The following is a 15,770-nucleotide window of genomic DNA, read 5'->3' as shown; positions in this document are numbered from 1 at the left end:
TGTCTGCTCAGACTATGCGATTTTAGAAAACAGACTTTTGGTTATGGGGTTTGTTATATTTTTGTTTTAATATCCTTTGCAGTTGGGTAAAGAAGGTTTGAAAGGCAGGTTGGAAAAGGAGAATTATTGTGCCGAAAAGAAACCGCCCGACAATATTTATTGTAGATAGAAATAAACCAGAAATGGATGTATTCGCGGAAATTCTGCGTGATGACTATGCCTTGCTGATGGCTATGAACGGGTCGCATCTGTTCGAAATAGCAGCAAAGGAACAGCCTGATTTAATCCTTTTGGACGCTGATTTACCTGAAGTTGATTGTCTGGATCTGGGCAGGAGGTTAAAGTTCAGTGAGGTGACCCGCAATATTCCGCTTCTTTTGATTTCAGGGGCAACCCGCCCGGACGAAGAGTACGGTTATTTTGAATGCGGGGTTTTTGATTTCATATACCGCCCCTTGAGTCCGCCGATGGTTCTGCGGCGTGTTGCGTCCGCATTGATTCAGAAAGAACAGGCAGACAGGCTGGCCGAGTTGTCAGATAAACTGGGAAGATATCTTTCTCCTCAGGTTTACGAATCCATATTTGAAGGTACTCAGGATACGCTTATAGGTGCCAAACGTAAAAAGTTGACGATCTTTTTTTCAGATATCGTAGGTTTTACTTCCACCACAGAGCGTATGGAACCTGAGGATATGACCGCGCTGCTGAACAACTACCTTGACCGGATGGCATCCATCGCCCTGAAACATGGTGGGACTATCGATAAATACATCGGTGATGCCGTGCTGATCTTTTTCGGCGACCCTGTGTCCAAAGGCCATAAAGAGGATGCGGTAGCATGTTTGAATATGGCTATTGAGATGCGCGATGCTATTAAAGAAATGCAGCAGGAGTGGTTTGAACTGGGTATTTCAAGTCCCTTTAAAATCCGTATGGGTATTAATACGGGCTTTTGTACTGTGGGCAACTTTGGTTCCAAGCAGCTGATGGATTACACGATTATCGGCGGTCAGGTTAATGTCGCTGCCCGTTTGGAGCAGAATGCACCGCCGGACCAGATATTGATTTCACACGAAACATGGGCCTTGGTGAAAGAGGATTTCCGTTGTCTGGGCCGTGCGGCTATTTCCGTCAAAGGTATTCAGCATTCCATCCGTACTTATCAGGTTATTGGTAAGGCTGATGCTATAGAGAGGGATTTGGAAGGTTCGCTGGGAGAAATGGTTTGGCCTGCACAGACGATTGCAATCGACAGCAAGGTTTCCGATGCCCTTCTAAAGTTGCATGACAGTGGCGAATGGGCCTGTCTGATTGTTCTTGATGGATTGTCGCCGGTAGGGATGATCACTAAAGGACGTATGGATGAAATCGTGCGCAGGGAAACGGATAAAGCGCTATTTCTTGGCCGTCCGGTGTCCGTTGTTATGGATAAGGAACTGCTGGTCCTATCCGCTGAATCGGGGCTTGACTCAGTTGCCCGCAGTGCCCTTTCCCGCGAGGGAAGCTATACGTTTGATCCTATTGCTGTAACCAAAAATGGTGAATTTGCCGGATTGGTTTCGGTTCGTTGCCTGATGCAGCGAATGCTTAGTCCTAACCCGTAAGGACTGCTTTTCTCTCTACTGCAAATAGTATTTCAGCCAAAAGTATGATGTGTAACTACGCCATGTGAGTTTGAATCAGTAATCGTTTTTTTGCGCTTTAATGGTACATGAAGACAGGGTCGTAAATTTTGGCCGGTTTACTTAAGAAGAACATACTAATGGAGAAAAAAATGTACGTACTTGCTATTAACGGCAGCCCCCGTAAGGGCGGTAATACTGAAAGCATGCTGCAAAAAGTTTTGGAACCACTTGAAAGTGCAGGCTGGGAAACTGAGCTTTACCAGCTTGGAGGCAAGAAAATACGGGGCTGCATGGCTTGCATGAAATGTTGGGAAAATAAGGACAGCAAGTGTGTTGTCGATAATGACAAGCTTAATGAAGTTTACGAGAAGATGGTCCGCGCTGATGCGATTGTCATCGGCTCCCCCACATATTTTGCTGACGTGTCTACAGAAATCAAAGCCTTGATAGACCGGGCCGGTATGGTAGCCCTTGCCAATGACCGTCAGTTGGCAGGAAAAATAGGCGGAGCAGCTGTTGCCGTACGCCGAGGTGGAGCTACTCATGTCTTTGACAGTATAAATCATCTATACCAGATTAATGGAATGGTCATGCCGGGGTCCACCTATTGGAACATGGGGTATGGATTGAACAAGGGCGAAGTTCTCAACGATGATGAAGGTATTGCAAATATGAATCATCTTGGACGTACCATTGATTGGTTGGGCAAAGCTATCAAGCCGCATCTGGATTCTTTTCCTAAGGCTGGCGAGCAGTACGGAGAAGGTTAGTATTTAGAAGTAATAATAGAGTCATGTTTTTTAATGGCGGCTGTGACTTTTGCAGCCGCCTTTTTTTTATTTGTTTTTTGTGAGTAAGTGCTTGTTGTAAAAGAGGTTGTTGCCTTTTTTCTGAGTTGCCTAAAAAAATATTCATTTCCCTTTTAAATAAAGTAAAATTTGATGTATTATTCATTTTCATAGGTATTGTTTTATGCCTTGTTTAGCAGATTCACTCAGTAGCTTTTTTGGGGGGATAAAATGAAATTGTCGGCAAAACTAATGCTAGGTTTTGGTTCCGTCCTTGGCTTGCTGCTTATTCTGGCAGTTATCTCATTCTGGGCACTTGAAAATTCCAGTGAAGGTTTCAACCAATACCGGGGATTGGCAAGGGATACCAATCTGAGTGGACGGCTACAGGCTAATATGCTGATGGTCCGCATGAATGTTAAGGACTTTATCCTTACCGGTAGTGAAAAGGACCTAAAGGAATATGACGATTACTATGCAAAAATGCGCGGGTTTATGGATGAGGCCGTCAGTGAAATTAAAAAGCCCGATAGGGCCAGCCTTATTGCCAAGGCAGATGCAGAGGTTAGAGAATATGGTGGATACTTTGAAAAAATCAAAGAATTCAGGGTAGAACGCAATCATTATGTAAATGACGTGTTGAACGTAAATGGTCCTTTGATGGAGCAAAAATTAACCCGCATTTTACAAACAGCAGAGCGGGATAATGATATGAGCGCAGCTGTTTTAAGCGGTCATGCCATGCGTAACCTTTTGCTCGCCAGATTATATGTGGTTAAATTTTTGGATGACAACGCACAGGCTTCAGTAGATAGGGTTAAAAGTGAGGCGAAAGATTTTAGCAAGTTGCTGGAAGATCTGGATCGTAGCCTGCAAAACCCTGAACGCCGCCGCCTCCTCAGTGAAGTGATTGATCTGAAAGAAAAATATATGTCTGCCTTTGCCGGTTTGACCAAGGTTATTTTTGACCGCAATGATGTGATAGCAAATCATCTTGATAAACTTGGACCGGAGATAGCCAATAATGTCGAAGACGTTAAGCTTTCTGTTATGGCTGATCAGGATGTGCTGGGGCCTAAACTTCAGGCTGCCAACAATCAAGCAATTATGATGGCGGTCGGCATCAGTCTTATTGCCCTTGCAGTTGGTGTTGTCACCGCAGGTTTTATCATCAGGACTGTTAACAGGCAGCTTGGCAGTGATCCGGCTGAAATCGCGAATGTTGCCCAGCGCATTGCCGGCGGAGATTTGGATCTCAGGTTTGTTGAGCCTGCAATCGGTGTTTACGGGAACATGCGCAACATGGCAGCACAACTTACGCAGGTTGTTTCTGATGTTCGGGCCGGTGCAAGCAACGTAGCTTCAGGTAGCACTGAACTTTCGGCCTCTGCAGAAGGGCTTTCACAGGGGGCAACCGAACAGGCCGCTTCAATCGAGGAAGTCTCAGCCTCTATTGAGGAGATGGCCAGTAATATCAAGCAAAATACCATGAACGCTCAGACAACCGAAGAGATCGCTCTCAAGTCTGCTTTAGATGCTCAGGAGAGTGGTGGGGCTGTATCCGAAGCTGTTTCAGCAATGAAGAATATTGCTGAGAAGATATCCATCATTGAAGAAATTGCCCGACAGACCAACCTGCTGGCACTTAATGCCGCCATTGAAGCTGCGCGAGCCGGGGAGCATGGTAAAGGGTTTGCCGTTGTTGCTGCGGAAGTACGTAAGCTGGCCGAGCGAAGCGGTAAAGCCGCCGGCGAAATCAGTGAGCTTTCCTCTAGTACGGTGACCGTGGCTGAAAAAGCCGGAGACATGCTTGATAATCTTGTTCCAAACATCCAGAAAACAGCAGAACTGGTTCAGGAAATAGCCTCCGCCAGTACGGAACAAAATTCCGGTGCAGAGCAGATCAGTAAGGCCATTACCCAGCTTGATTCCGTTATTCAGCAAAATGCCTCGGCTTCTGAGGAAATGGCCTCCACCAGTGAGGAACTTTCATCCCAGAGTGCTTTGCTGGAAAACACCATGTCTTTCTTTAAAGTAAGCGGTTACGGAAGTTTGTCATATTCGCAGCCCAGAGCTTTACCTGTCAGTCACATTCCGGTTGAAAAAACAAGGCAGGAAGCTCCTGCCTCCCGCCCCCTTTCGGCTCCTAAGCCTGTTGCTGCAGCCTCGTCTTCTGATATGGGGGGGCTGAGTCTGGATATGGAAGCTGATGATGGTGATTTTGAAAAGTTCTAAAGCAGGTTTTTAGTAGAGAGCAAAGTAAAGGTCTCCGGAATTTTCTCCGGAGACCTTTTTAATTATGCACTATTTTTTCTTTTCGCAGCACATCTGCAAGGGCTGCCCTGAAGTCTGCTTCGTTAATGTCGCGGGCTTCAAGGGATGAATATTTCATATCCAGCCGGGATTGATTTCCGATCTGGATGGCGGCGGCTTTCTTGTTGGTAGCTCCGGCAGTTCCAGTCCTCTTTAAATGTCGGACTTGCAGGTGTCCTTGATATACCGGAACTTTCTTTTGCAGGCAGAGTCGCAAGTCCCGGTCGAGGTCGTCGAATTGTGAGGGGGAGAAACGGATGTCGAATCCGCCTGCTGTTTCAAGATCATCCATGCGTATGATGTGGCAGCATCCGGTTACTGAACCACAGGGGCGCATATAATCAAACTGTCCATAATCCATAGTCTCGAGCTGAATGTCGGTTGTGCGCAGTTGCGAACCGTCCGTGCTGTTTTCATTCTTGATATGCAGGTCTACACTTTGGATTTTGCGCGGATTAGGAGCATCCACAACTTTACAGCCCCAGACCCCGGCATCAGGGTAATTCTTTATTGCAGCCCCAAGCTTAAGTAGCCAGTCCTGTGGCGGCAGGGCGTCGTCATCAAGGAAAGCAGCGAAGTCCGCCTTTGCAATTTGAGGATGAAAGAGCAGCCAGTTGCGTGCTGCCGGGGCGCCGATATTTACATGCAAGTCAAAGCGGATCATGGGCAGATCATCCCTTGTTTTGGATTCAGCTTCCCATTTATCGATGATTGCTGCGGTTCCGTCATTGCTGCCGTTATCCAGCACTGCAAGAAAAGTGTTTTCATATTTTGCAGCGAATACAGCTTCGAGGGTGGCGTCCAGTTCTTTGGCCTTGTTGTAGCTGTATATCAGGATAGCTACTTTGCCCGGAGGAGGACTGCTGAGGAGATCTGTTTCGCTGATCAGGTCCGCTGTCCGCAGCAGGGTATTGATCCGCCAAGGTCGTGCGTCTGTGTCCTGCTGATAAAGTCTGATAGCCTCGGCACGGTTGCCCATGCGCAGCAGGCATTCGCCCAGTCTTGGCAGGGCTTCGGGGAATGAGCCTGTATTGTAGGCTTTTTCATAGTACGAGGCCGCCTGAGCGTATTCCCCTTGTGCGAAAGCCAGGTTGGCGGAAAGAAAATCGTGCAGTGGTTCCATGGAATTGAAATCGATATTTTCTAATAATTGTAAAGAGGCATTAAGGAACGGTCTTTCTCCTGTGGCTTCATAGATTTCTTTTGAAATTTTCAGCAGGGCAAGTGAAGTTGGAGATTCCTCAAGCAGTTGGGCCAATACTTCTGCGGCTTGCTCATAACGTTCTCGGCTGATCAGGTTGCGCAGGCGTTTTTCCTGTGTACTGAAGTCGTCTTTATGGGATTCTTCCACAATGCGGGCCAGCATTTTGCCCATGGGGGAGTTCGGGCCTTCCTGCCCCATAAGGTTTTGCTGCAGCTGTGCGCTTTGTAGATTCAGGGAATCATGGCACCATGCAGAAATCAGGGTTTCAAAGGCGAGCTTAATAAATAGTTCGCGGTTGGCGGGATCGTTTTTGCTGAATTCAATGCACTTGTAGCCGATGGATGTTAAATGAGTGCGTCCGACGCCCCCGGCCAGAAATTTCTCTGCAAGTTCTCGTGGGAGCCTGTTCCAGAATGTGTCCATGATACTGCCCTTGATGGAATTGTTAATAACTTCTAGAGTATTTCTTTACTAGTTAATCCTTATTCATTGCAAGGAGTTTGCTGTGGCAGACAGGCAACTGGCAATTGTTATCCTGCATTATGGTGATCCGGCCCTTACTTCAAGGGTCAAGGAGCAGCTTGAGCAGTCCGATCCCAAGTGGTCAAAGCATCTTTACGTGCTTGATAACCATGCACCTGAACCTTTTCCCGGAGCGTGGCGCAGGCTTGAAGAAAATCTGTATTGGGCTGGAGCATTGGACTACTGCCTTAAAGAGTTTCAAGGCAGGGGCTACACCCATCTCTGGTTTTTGAATAATGATATCTGGTTCGGCTCAAAGCCTCCGCACATCCTTAAGGCATGGAAACGTCTGGAACAGCTGGATGCCAAGATAGGACCTGTTGGAGTATATTCTCCGGCTACTCATCGTAGCCCGTATCATCCGCAAATGGTGGAAAAGCCGGGGATGCAATACTCTCTAGTTCCTTACATTGACGGTATTTCCACGCTGTTCAACATTGAATGCCTGAATAAAATCGGCGGGCTTGATTATGATGGCAATATCTACGGTTACGGAGTGGATGTCTGGAATTCGCTGGCTCTCCACCGAGCGGGATTTCCGGTGGTGGTCGATCATCAGGTTACAATCCGGCATATCTATCACAGCACTGCCAAGAAGGTGGAAGGATTTCTAGCCACTGCAGCCAAGTCCCAGCACAAGTATATGACTGTCCGGCTTGGGGATAATTATGAAGAAGAGCTAAAGAAGGAACTGGCTTCCTGTCGTGATTTTCGGTCTTTTTAAGTTCTCTCTATAATTGTAGCTGCTATTCATCTGTGTTATTAATGGGTCTGGTAATAAGAATTACCCGCAACCATCAGACGGAGATGATATACTATGATTTTAGTACATTACCCCAGTTGAACCTCTTCCCGCAAAGCCAAGGCTTGGCTTGAGGAAAAAGGTATTGATTTCACCATCCGCCATATAGTCAAAGAGACCCCGACCAAAGATGAATTTCTTGCATGGCAGAAGATTGCCGGGGTGGACAAGAAAAAGTTCGTTAATACCAACGGTAAGAAATATAAGGATATGGGATTGAAAGAGACCATTGATGCCATGAGCGATGCTGAGCTTTTTGAGCTGATTTCCGCTGACGGAATGCTGGTCAAACGTCCCATTCTTGTGAACGATGATTTTGTTCTCATCGGTTTCAAGCTTAAAGAATGGGAAGAGCGGTTTTAATAAGTTCCATAAACACGTTGAATAGGCTGCTGAAATTTCAGCAGCCTTTCTTATGACACTATTCTTTTCCCATTCTCAACACTGTTTCAGTGACTTTTCTTGTTTGTCATGTCATAATATCCGGAAATAAATACCTTTAAATTTAATAGGATGACTTCCATGAGTAAGGTAAAGAATATAGCTGTGGTTGCCCATGACAACTGCAAGAAAGAGTTGCTTGATTTTGTTGACTGCAATCACAATATCCTTTCCCGGCATAACCTTGTAGCCACCGGTACCACCGGTGGGCTGGTCGAGAAAATGATCAGGGAAAGGGTAGAGCAGATGCAAGATGAAGGATACGATTTCAAGCCGGTTAACAGGATGAAATCCGGTCCTTTGGGCGGAGATCAGCAGCTTGGGGCCATGATTTCCGAAGGTAAGATTGATGTGCTGATCTTTTTCTGGGATCCCATGCAGCCGCAGCCTCATGATGTTGATGTTAAGGCATTGCTGCGTTTGGCTGTTCTTTACAATATCCCCACCGCAAGCAATCGTTCCTCTGCGGAATTCCTGATATCTTCTCCTTTTTTTGAAGGGGAATTCCAGCGTAAGGAAACTGATTTCAGCTCATACACCCAGCGCAAGATTTAACTGGCTTGTGCGCCAGTCTCATTTGATTTATGACCACCTGAATTTAATGAGATCAAGCGTGAGGTGTTTATGAGTAAGACTGAAGTAAAGAAGGTTACCTTCAAAGAATATGATATCCGCTACTACGTGATCGGCAATGTGGCCTATGTCTGCCCTGAAGATCTGGTTCCCATCATGGCTCTTGATTCCAAGAAAATTGATGTAAGTGGTGAAAAGACTTTGGATAAGGTTGAGGCCGGACGTAAGATTTTTCCTTACTTTGAGTTTTTCGACTGGTTTTCGGAGCAGTTCGATCAGTATGATTACTCCGATGATGTGATCCTGCCTGATCCCATGCCGTGGTAAGCCGGTTAATGAATTTGAAAAGGTCTTTCGTTATGCGAAAGGCCTTTTTTATTTCAGTGGGATTATGGTGTCTGGAGTGAATGATATTCCGTGCGCATGCATTCAAGCAGGTTCATTGCAACCGGGTGTTGTAGCTTAATATTTTCGAAGTCTATCGGCTTTGTCGTCATGCAGTATGCGAGGCAAAGCGAGTCCAGCGAGTCTATATAAATTCCTGAAAAGATCAGATTTATTGATCTTAATTGTTCCTCCATGTCTGCAGGGGGTGGGGTGCTGCTGGATACGCTTACACAAATGCTTTCTATGCCTGCGGCGGTAAGTGTTACAATTTCTTTTGTTATTGCCGGGAACCAGTTTGTGCCGATGGATTTAAGGTGAATTATGGCAAATCCTTGCTGCTCTACGCGTTCTACTAGAATTTGTGATGAGTCGATAATTGTTTCCTGAAATTCATCCTTAATGGAAACTGTCTCGCCGAATCCGGTATTATCCAGAAGTTGCCGGATTATTCCATGACGGAGCTCAGAAGCGTAAAGTATTTCCTGTTTAAATGGACGTGATAGGCTGAAGCTCCATAGTAGTGATTCCCGACTATGCTGATTCTGTCGGATGCCTATGAAATCAGGGCTGTGAACCATGTTCGGGAATAGAAATAAGGGCATGAAAGGCGGTTTCAGTCTATGGATCAGTTTTTGAGACCGTGGATGGGTCGTCACTGAATGGGAAGTGAAGAAATCACAGTTGCGCGGGTTCTCCTTCATATACTGATTCATGGCTTGGAACAGGTACATTACGGCTCTTGTCGTCCTGTATTCCGGAAGGACCATGGCACCTCCCAGTTCAGCCCATTTTTCACCTGATTTTGGATGGCTTACTATATATGCACCAACAATTTTATTTCCATTGTCGACTACAGTGATTTCGTAGGCCCCGCTGGTGATGGATTCTTCTAAAAACTTTTTGTCATAAAATTCTCCAGCGTATGAGTATCGGTAGGTGAGGTAGGCCAGATCAATCAGCTCCAGAGCATCTTCTGGCGTAGCAAGTCGGAGATTATGGTTGGAAAGACAAGGTGCCGAATCTGGATTATCTTCCTGCATCTGGTTTCTTTTTATTTCTTCGTCCATATCAACTTTCTTTTCTATTCGTATCAGCCATCCATCCCTATGGTTATTGATGAATGAAAAATCATCAGCAATATTCTTAACTAATTTATACCATAGCCCGGAAGCAGATTCCGGGTCCTGAATATTGAATTTGGGCATTTTGTCTTCATGGATTGGAGGTCCAATGTCGATGATTTCTATTAGTGCAGTATCATCCAGTAATTTAAAAAGCAGTTCAATATGCGCTTCGTATCGGCTGTCTATGTACTTATCAATAATAAAGGACAGACTCTCCTCAACAAGAAGGCAAAGCCGTTTGGATGATGCTTCGGTTACGCCTGTAGTCGCGGCCATAGATTCAATAAAGTCCCGAGCGACAGGAATAAATTTTTTATCGTAATGGATTTTCAGTAATGAAGATACGCTATCGCTTACCCTGCTGTTTTCAATCATATCGCTGCCGTCCATGTATAATATTTAACTGATTGGTACTGATAAGACATATCCAGTTTGCTGTCAGTGTTCTTGGTGGGTTTTGTTATAGTTTTTTTTGATAAAAGTATTTCATACTAATAGGTGTAGATGATATAAGGGTCTTAATACCAAATTGGAGGAATCAAAATATGAGTAAAGTACAAGCGGGTTGCTCAAAGCCTGTCGGTAATAACGCCGAAGAAGTGCAGCCTGAAGTTGAAAATGTTGCCTCCGAAACATCTAAAGGAGCAGGAAAAATGATTAAAGCTGGACAGAAAGCCCCTGATTTTTCTGCAATGGCCTATCAGGATGGCGGGTTCAAAGAAGTAAAACTCTCTGATTACGCAGGAAGATGGGTAGTTCTTTGCTTCTACCCCGGTGATTTTACCTTTGTCTGAGCAACTGAAGTTTCGGCGGTCGCCGAAAAACATGCAGAATTTGAAGCCCTCGGAGTTCAAGTCCTTTCCATGAGCACTGACAGCGTTTTCGTTCATAAAATGTGGGAATATGATGAACTTTCCAAAATGATCACAGCTGGCAAGGTTCCTTTTCCAATGCTCTCGGATGGCGGAGGTAAAGTCGGTGAAATGTATGGTGTATATGATGAAAATTCCGGTGTTGATATTCGTGGCCGTTTTCTGATCGATCCTGACGGTGTAATTGTCGGTTATGAAGTTCTGACTCCGCCGGTCGGACGTAATGTGTCTGAAACTTTGCGCCAGATTCAGGCCTATCAGCATGTAAGGGCAACAGGTGCCGCCGAGGTTTGCCCCTCCGGCTGGAAACCCGGTAAGACAGTTCTCAGCCCCGGTCCTGAACTCGTAGGTAAGGTTTGGGAGGCTTGGAAAGTCTCAATGGCCTTTGAAGATTAGGCTGCTACCCGTATTCGCGTAAATTGCTCCCGGTCGGTTTTACTGACCGGGAGTTTTTTTGTGTAGAAATGTAATTATGTCTGTTGTGTCCGCTTTTAAAAACATTGTTAATTTGTAACATAATACAGTAGTGGTTTAGTTATAATAGAGCACATTGGTAGATAACTAGCTGACATAATGATAGGAGTTGCCGTGCGTATAAGTTTCAACAGGATGGAGTGGGCCGGAGCTGTTGGTGATCTCGGTGCCTTACTGCCATTGGCCTTTGCCATGATTATGGTCAACGGGCTTTCGGCTACCGGGGTGCTGTTATCGGTTGGCCTGTTCTACATAATTGGTGGAATGTACTATCGGGTACCTATTGCAGTGCAGCCGATGAAAGTGGTTTCAGCTTATGCAATTGCCCAGTCTCTTAGTCCTACTGTTATCACCGGGTCCGGGCTTATAATTGCTGCCTTAATGTTTTTTCTCGGTGCCAGCGGTTTGGTTAAGAAAGCTGCAAAGATGATTCCGCTGCCAGTTATCCGCGGGGTTCAGGTTTCAACCGGAATATTACTGTTGCTGAAAGGTGTTTCCCTTGCGGCCGGAACCAGTACATTACAGGCTGCGCAGGGAAAGGTTGAGCCGTTTCTTGCTGTCCAATCTTTCGGACCTGTGCCCCTTAGTGTGGTTTTCGGAATTCTGTTCGGGATCGTCACTTTGGTCTTGATCAACAGCAAGAGGTATCCCGCCGGATTGGTTGTTGTGGGCTGCGGTGCTGTTCTTGGCGGATTGTTGGGGGCATGGCATGGCTTGGTTGATCTTAATTTAGGTTTTCATCTGCCGCAATTCATGCCTTTCGGTTTTCCCACTGCGGATGATTTTTCTTTTGCCCTGCTGGCCTTGGTCTTGCCTCAGATTCCTATGACTTTGGGCAATGCGGTTATAGCCAACCGTGATTTGAGCCATGAATATTTCGGTACGGAAAGCCGGCGGGTCACTGATCGTGCTTTGTGCATGAGTATGGGCATTGCCAATGGTTTTGCCGCGCTTATCGGCGGAATGCCGCTCTGTCACGGAGCAGGGGGGCTGGCAGCCCACTACCGCTTCGGTGCGAGAACCTGCGGTTCCAACCTGATTATCGGGGGGCTATTCGTGCTGCTGGCAATAGGTTTCGGGGCGGGATCAGTAAAGGTCCTACAGCTTATCCCTATGGGCGTGCTTGGAGTCTTGTTGGTGTTTGCCGGTGTTCAACTGGTGCTGGCAATGCGTGATATGACCGCGAGGTCCTCTCAGGCTGTGATTGCAGTCATGCTTTGCATTACTCTTCTCGCGAATCTTGCATGGGCCTTTGGTGCCGGGATTCTGCTAAGTATTATTTTTTCAAGGTTTAAGGTGTCACAATAGCTGTGAATAGTTTACACTTAATCATCCCGCAGTCCTTAGGGATGGGAATACTGCTAAAACGGAGGTTCTAATGGGTAAGTTGATTAAGGAAGAAGGCGAAAAAGGCCGTCTGCATATAGAAACCAGATTGCTGGGTGAATCTCTTGTCGGTAAGGATTGCCTGCGTAATACCGAGGCTGATAAATATTTCCACATGCATCCCGATGTGAATGTTCTTAAGATTGGTGGCCAGTCCATTATGGACCGTGGAGCAAATGCCCTGCTGCCTATCCTTGATGAACTGGTCAAGGCCAAGGAAGAACATAAGATTCTGCTTATGACCGGGGGCGGTACCCGTGCCCGCCACGTCTACAACATCGGAGTTGATCTGGGCATGCCTACCGGTGTGCTTTCAAAACTGGGCGATAAGGTTTCATGGCAGAACGCTGAAATGCTCTCCGTACTGCTGGCTAAGCGCGGCGGTGTAAAGATCGGTCACGGCGATCACCTTGAGCAGCTGAACATGTATTGCCAGCTCGGTTACCTGCCCATCACAACTGGTATTCCCCCTTACGGATTCTTCGAGCATCCGGCAGAAGTCGGCTCCATTCCGCCGCACCGCACTGACTCCGGTGCGTTCCTGCTGGCGGAAAACATCGGCGCCAAGTCAGTGATTTATCTTAAGGATGAAAAAGGTCTTTACGCGGATGACCCCAAGAAGGCCAAGGATCGTGAAACCTTGAAGTTCTACGATCGTATCCACGTTGAGGAGTTGATTGAGATGGACCTTGATGACCTGATCGTTGAGCGTGCTGTTCTGACCTTCCTCAAGAATGCCAAGACCCTTAAGCAGTTTCAGATTATTGATGTGCTGCGTGATCCGGAATGCGTACATGCTGCATTGCGCGGGGAACACGTCGGAACTATTGTCTATAAAGATTAAATCCTCTACAAATTAAAAACGGGGAGCAGCTTTATTGCTGCTCCCCGTTTTCTAATCTTTCTTGCCTTCGCTTCCCTTGCCGTCACGTTCCAGATAAACGATCTCAGCTCCGGTGTGCTTTGCAATTTCCTTCAGTTCACACTTACGGATGCGTTTGACCTTTATGGTCAGACCTTCACCCTGTACACCGACTACGCGGTAACGGGGTCTCTTGTCCCCATCTGTGGCCTTAACTCTTTCCCGTACGAAAATTTTCATAAAGCCCTCCTCTGCGGTTTATTGTGTCTTTATGGATATTCGTCTATACTAGATATATATCCTCTAAGAACATATAGTCAAGAAGAACAGGTGAGAAATGTCTAAAAAGACAGGTGGGGGCAAGCCCCAAAGATATGTTCAGCCATCGCTGTTACTGGCTTTAAAGTCAGGTCCTTCGTATGGTTATGAACTGATCCAGACCATTAGCGGGTATGGTTTTTTGCGCGCGGAAGCGCCTCCCGGAATGATCTATCGTCATCTACGGCAGATGGATGAAGAAGGTCTGGTGGAATCAAAGTGGGATGCTGAGGGTGACGGTCCGGCAAAGCGTGTTTATGCCATCACCCCCGAAGGGCTTGAAATTCTGGAAGCGTGGATAATACATATGGAACGCCAGCGCGATGCACTGGACAGCTTCATTGCCCGCTACAGGGAAGGTAATAAGCCTTAATTCACATCGGTGAATTGGTAGACACGACTGTAGTCCGGTTTTTAGAGCCTGACTGCATGTTGTGTCCTTTCTTGCGCTTGCCGTGGGCCGGTTCCCAGATACCGTAGTCTACACGTTTGACCTGCAATACCGGGCGTCCTCCCCAGAGTGAAGGCCTGATCCATTCGGCATTAAGGAGCTCATCCCCGGGCAGCGGCACCAGCGGGTCGCGATCAGTGGAGATAACATCTATACCAGCTTCAAGCAGATCCTGGACATGTAGGGCTGTGCCCAGTTCGCGCAGGCGGCCGTATTCGATGAAACGTCCGCACCATCCGTAGACAGTGAGTCCCACGGCTGCGGTGGCTCCGATTATGCCATCATTGGTTCCGCCCAGTCCGTAAAGCTCGATGGAGCGGGCGGCATACATGGCGTCCTGCTGGGTTTGCATGCGTCCGGTGACTTGTTTGGAAAAGTTGATAATCTCGCTCGTTACTTCATTTTCGCGGGCAATGCATAGTCCCGGATCACTGCCGGGGGCGCAATATTTGTTCAGATGCTCAGTGGCCTGTTCTCGCAGGTAATCAAGATTGCTGTCCGGCGAAATTTCAATGATTGCGCAGGCTGAGCTGTTGTTGGAGGTGTACGGAATATTATCCAGCCGGGGCAGCTGGTGGCGGACTACGCCGATTACGTGGCAATCGTTATCCAGTCCGTAAACGAATTCACGGACCAGCCGTCCGGTTCCCATGGTGGCGTCTTTGTCATCAGTATCATCAAAACCCATATAAATACGCATTCCGTTCTCCTTTGAATAGAAGCCACATTTCGCACTCACGCCTGCGTAAGTCAATATGGTTTACTGTGCTGTTGATACGGCACAAAGGGATTGTCTGTTGATCGGTACGTAATTTTATACCGGCCTAAATGATCATCTCTGAACGGTCTGATATTTTGCCAGAAAACGGTCTATGATCGTTTTCACTTCACCTGACTCCAACATCGTTTTCAGGGCTGCGTTGAGTTCCGGAACCCTATGTGCCAAGGGCGATTTTTTAGAAATAGCGAAGTAGACGGCAAGGGGCTTGTTGTAGACGTAGTCAGCTTTTTCCACCTTGTCCTGATAGCCAAGTTTATAGCGAAGGTAGTCACCGACTGTTTCAGTAAGGACCAGTGTGTCTATGCGTCCAATTTCCAGCTTTTTAAAATTGTTTGTCGCATCTTTCCCCATATCTTTTCTTAGGTTTTCATCATGGTCAAATCTGGGAAAGAATTTTGTGCCTAGGGTGACCCCTATCCTATATTTGTACAGGTCGTCGTAGGATGAAATTTTAGTAGAGCTGTCTTTTAAGACATAAAAAGCCTTGGAGCTGTGTGTCTTATATGGTGGCTCAAGGAAGATCATGTCTTGTTCGCGATCCTCATGTTTAAGCAGCCCGCTCATAAGGTCGGCTGTGCCTTTCTTCATCATCCGTTGGGCACGTTTCCATGGACGGATGACGTAGTTTGCTTGCAGACCTAATTTTTGGAGCAGGGCATTTGTCAGGTCGATATTGATCCCGCTGATATCATTGTCGTTGTTGACGATTCTCCATGGCGGGTAATCTGAGACAGGAACAATTATGTTCTGCGCTAAGCTTGAAGCTGAAGTTGCGGTTAAGAGTAGTGTAGTCAGTAGGAAAGTAAGGAGTTGCTTCATTGTGTCCTGATACATAATTTATTTTGAA

Annotated in this window: 16 protein-coding genes; 11 read left to right on the top strand and 5 right to left on the bottom strand. The window is 46.7% G+C overall.

All coding sequences use genetic code 11. The features are described from left to right. Positions 1-128 precede the first annotated feature (128 nt). From ACKU40_RS11160 to ACKU40_RS11150, 3 genes are all read left to right on the top strand, one after another. Positions 129-1,604, top strand: a complete 1,476-nt coding sequence (locus ACKU40_RS11160; protein ID WP_320172877.1) for an adenylate/guanylate cyclase domain-containing protein — start codon at positions 129-131, stop codon at positions 1,602-1,604. A gap of 170 nt (positions 1,605-1,774) precedes the next feature. Further along, the gene (locus ACKU40_RS11155; protein ID WP_320172876.1) at positions 1,775-2,395 is read left to right on the top strand and encodes a flavodoxin family protein; all 621 of its coding nucleotides are present in this window, start codon (positions 1,775-1,777) and stop codon (positions 2,393-2,395) included. A 249-nt stretch (positions 2,396-2,644) separates the two neighbouring features. Next, entirely contained in the window at positions 2,645-4,648 is a 2,004-nt protein-coding gene (locus ACKU40_RS11150) for a methyl-accepting chemotaxis protein (protein ID WP_320172875.1), read from the top strand. Positions 4,649-4,706: 58 nt separating this feature from the next. On the opposite strand, the gene ACKU40_RS11145 is transcribed toward ACKU40_RS11150, so the two are convergent. Next, complete coding sequence (locus ACKU40_RS11145; RefSeq protein WP_320172874.1) at positions 4,707-6,353, bottom strand: glycosyltransferase; 1,647 nt, start codon at positions 6,351-6,353, stop codon at positions 4,707-4,709. 82 nt (positions 6,354-6,435) lie between these two features. Between ACKU40_RS11145 and ACKU40_RS11140 the strand changes: the two genes are divergently transcribed. The 4 genes from ACKU40_RS11140 to ACKU40_RS11125 all read left to right on the top strand — a co-directional run bounded on the left by ACKU40_RS11140 (position 6,436) and on the right by ACKU40_RS11125 (position 8,595). Then, positions 6,436-7,176, top strand: coding sequence for a hypothetical protein (locus ACKU40_RS11140; protein WP_320172873.1), 741 nt, complete (start codon positions 6,436-6,438; stop codon positions 7,174-7,176). 162 nt (positions 7,177-7,338) lie between these two features. Beyond that, positions 7,339-7,617: an ArsC/Spx/MgsR family protein gene (locus tag ACKU40_RS11135; RefSeq protein WP_320176376.1), complete on the top strand. Its 279-nt coding sequence runs from the start codon at positions 7,339-7,341 to the stop codon at positions 7,615-7,617. A gap of 159 nt (positions 7,618-7,776) precedes the next feature. Then, positions 7,777-8,250 carry a methylglyoxal synthase gene (locus ACKU40_RS11130; RefSeq protein WP_320172872.1) on the top strand — a complete coding sequence of 158 codons (474 nt, stop codon included), beginning with the start codon at positions 7,777-7,779 and terminating at the stop codon, positions 8,248-8,250. 69 nt (positions 8,251-8,319) lie between these two features. Further along, on the top strand, positions 8,320-8,595 hold the full coding sequence (locus ACKU40_RS11125) for a hypothetical protein (RefSeq protein WP_320172871.1): 276 nt from the start codon (positions 8,320-8,322) through the stop codon (positions 8,593-8,595). A gap of 62 nt (positions 8,596-8,657) precedes the next feature. On the opposite strand, the gene ACKU40_RS11120 is transcribed toward ACKU40_RS11125, so the two are convergent. Continuing rightward, positions 8,658-10,154, bottom strand: a complete 1,497-nt coding sequence (locus tag ACKU40_RS11120; protein ID WP_320172870.1) for a hypothetical protein — start codon at positions 10,152-10,154, stop codon at positions 8,658-8,660. A gap of 170 nt (positions 10,155-10,324) precedes the next feature. On the opposite strand from ACKU40_RS11120, the gene prxU reads away from it, so the two are divergent. The 3 genes from prxU (at position 10,325) to ACKU40_RS11105 (ending at position 13,355) form a co-directional block, all read left to right on the top strand. Then, positions 10,325-11,047, top strand: a complete 723-nt coding sequence (gene prxU / locus ACKU40_RS11115; protein WP_320172869.1) for a thioredoxin-dependent peroxiredoxin — start codon at positions 10,325-10,327, stop codon at positions 11,045-11,047. A 192-nt stretch (positions 11,048-11,239) separates the two neighbouring features. Continuing rightward, the gene (locus ACKU40_RS11110; protein WP_320172868.1) at positions 11,240-12,433 is read left to right on the top strand and encodes a putative sulfate/molybdate transporter; all 1,194 of its coding nucleotides are present in this window, start codon (positions 11,240-11,242) and stop codon (positions 12,431-12,433) included. A gap of 70 nt (positions 12,434-12,503) precedes the next feature. After that, positions 12,504-13,355 carry a uridine kinase gene (locus tag ACKU40_RS11105; RefSeq protein WP_320172867.1) on the top strand — a complete coding sequence of 284 codons (852 nt, stop codon included), beginning with the start codon at positions 12,504-12,506 and terminating at the stop codon, positions 13,353-13,355. A gap of 51 nt (positions 13,356-13,406) precedes the next feature. On the opposite strand, the gene ACKU40_RS11100 is transcribed toward ACKU40_RS11105, so the two are convergent. After that, positions 13,407-13,613 (bottom strand): hypothetical protein, encoded by a 207-nt coding sequence (locus ACKU40_RS11100; RefSeq protein WP_320172866.1) that lies wholly within the window; start codon positions 13,611-13,613, stop codon positions 13,407-13,409. A 97-nt stretch (positions 13,614-13,710) separates the two neighbouring features. Between ACKU40_RS11100 and ACKU40_RS11095 the strand changes: the two genes are divergently transcribed. Continuing rightward, positions 13,711-14,064 (top strand): helix-turn-helix transcriptional regulator, encoded by a 354-nt coding sequence (locus ACKU40_RS11095; protein WP_320172865.1) that lies wholly within the window; start codon positions 13,711-13,713, stop codon positions 14,062-14,064. Between the two features lies 1 nt (position 14,065). On the opposite strand, the gene ACKU40_RS11090 is transcribed toward ACKU40_RS11095, so the two are convergent. Together ACKU40_RS11090 and ACKU40_RS11085 are read right to left on the bottom strand one after the other, a co-directional pair. Continuing rightward, positions 14,066-14,842: a hypothetical protein gene (locus ACKU40_RS11090; RefSeq protein ID WP_320172864.1), complete on the bottom strand. Its 777-nt coding sequence runs from the start codon at positions 14,840-14,842 to the stop codon at positions 14,066-14,068. Between the two features lie 132 nt (positions 14,843-14,974). Then, positions 14,975-15,742, bottom strand: coding sequence for a transporter substrate-binding domain-containing protein (locus ACKU40_RS11085; RefSeq protein WP_320172863.1), 768 nt, complete (start codon positions 15,740-15,742; stop codon positions 14,975-14,977). Between the last annotated feature and the right edge of the window lie 28 nt (positions 15,743-15,770).

This window comes from Maridesulfovibrio sp., from assembly GCF_963666665.1.
Taxonomy (GTDB): Bacteria; Desulfobacterota; Desulfovibrionia; order Desulfovibrionales; family Desulfovibrionaceae; genus Maridesulfovibrio.
Note: the sequence above shows the minus strand (reverse complement) of the source record. Positions and strands in the feature narration are given on the sequence as shown.

Bases quoted from the DNA above. Each gene is read 5' to 3' on its own strand.
- ACKU40_RS11155 (WP_320172876.1), top strand. From the start codon at position 1,775: ATGTACGTACTTGCTATTAACGGCAGCCCCCGTAAGGGCGGTAATACT.
- ACKU40_RS11150 (WP_320172875.1), top strand. From the start codon at position 2,645: ATGAAATTGTCGGCAAAACTAATGCTAGGTTTTGGTTCCGTCCTTGGC.
- ACKU40_RS11145 (WP_320172874.1), bottom strand. From the start codon at position 6,353: ATGGACACATTCTGGAACAGGCTCCCACGAGAACTTGCAGAGAAATTT.
- ACKU40_RS11130 (WP_320172872.1), top strand. From the start codon at position 7,777: ATGAGTAAGGTAAAGAATATAGCTGTGGTTGCCCATGACAACTGCAAG.
- ACKU40_RS11125 (WP_320172871.1), top strand. From the start codon at position 8,320: ATGAGTAAGACTGAAGTAAAGAAGGTTACCTTCAAAGAATATGATATC.
- ACKU40_RS11120 (WP_320172870.1), bottom strand. From the start codon at position 10,154: ATGATTGAAAACAGCAGGGTAAGCGATAGCGTATCTTCATTACTGAAA.
- ACKU40_RS11105 (WP_320172867.1), top strand. From the start codon at position 12,504: ATGGGTAAGTTGATTAAGGAAGAAGGCGAAAAAGGCCGTCTGCATATA.
- ACKU40_RS11100 (WP_320172866.1), bottom strand. From the start codon at position 13,613: ATGAAAATTTTCGTACGGGAAAGAGTTAAGGCCACAGATGGGGACAAG.
- ACKU40_RS11095 (WP_320172865.1), top strand. From the start codon at position 13,711: ATGTCTAAAAAGACAGGTGGGGGCAAGCCCCAAAGATATGTTCAGCCA.
- ACKU40_RS11090 (WP_320172864.1), bottom strand. From the start codon at position 14,842: ATGCGTATTTATATGGGTTTTGATGATACTGATGACAAAGACGCCACC.
- ACKU40_RS11085 (WP_320172863.1), bottom strand. From the start codon at position 15,742: ATGAAGCAACTCCTTACTTTCCTACTGACTACACTACTCTTAACCGCA.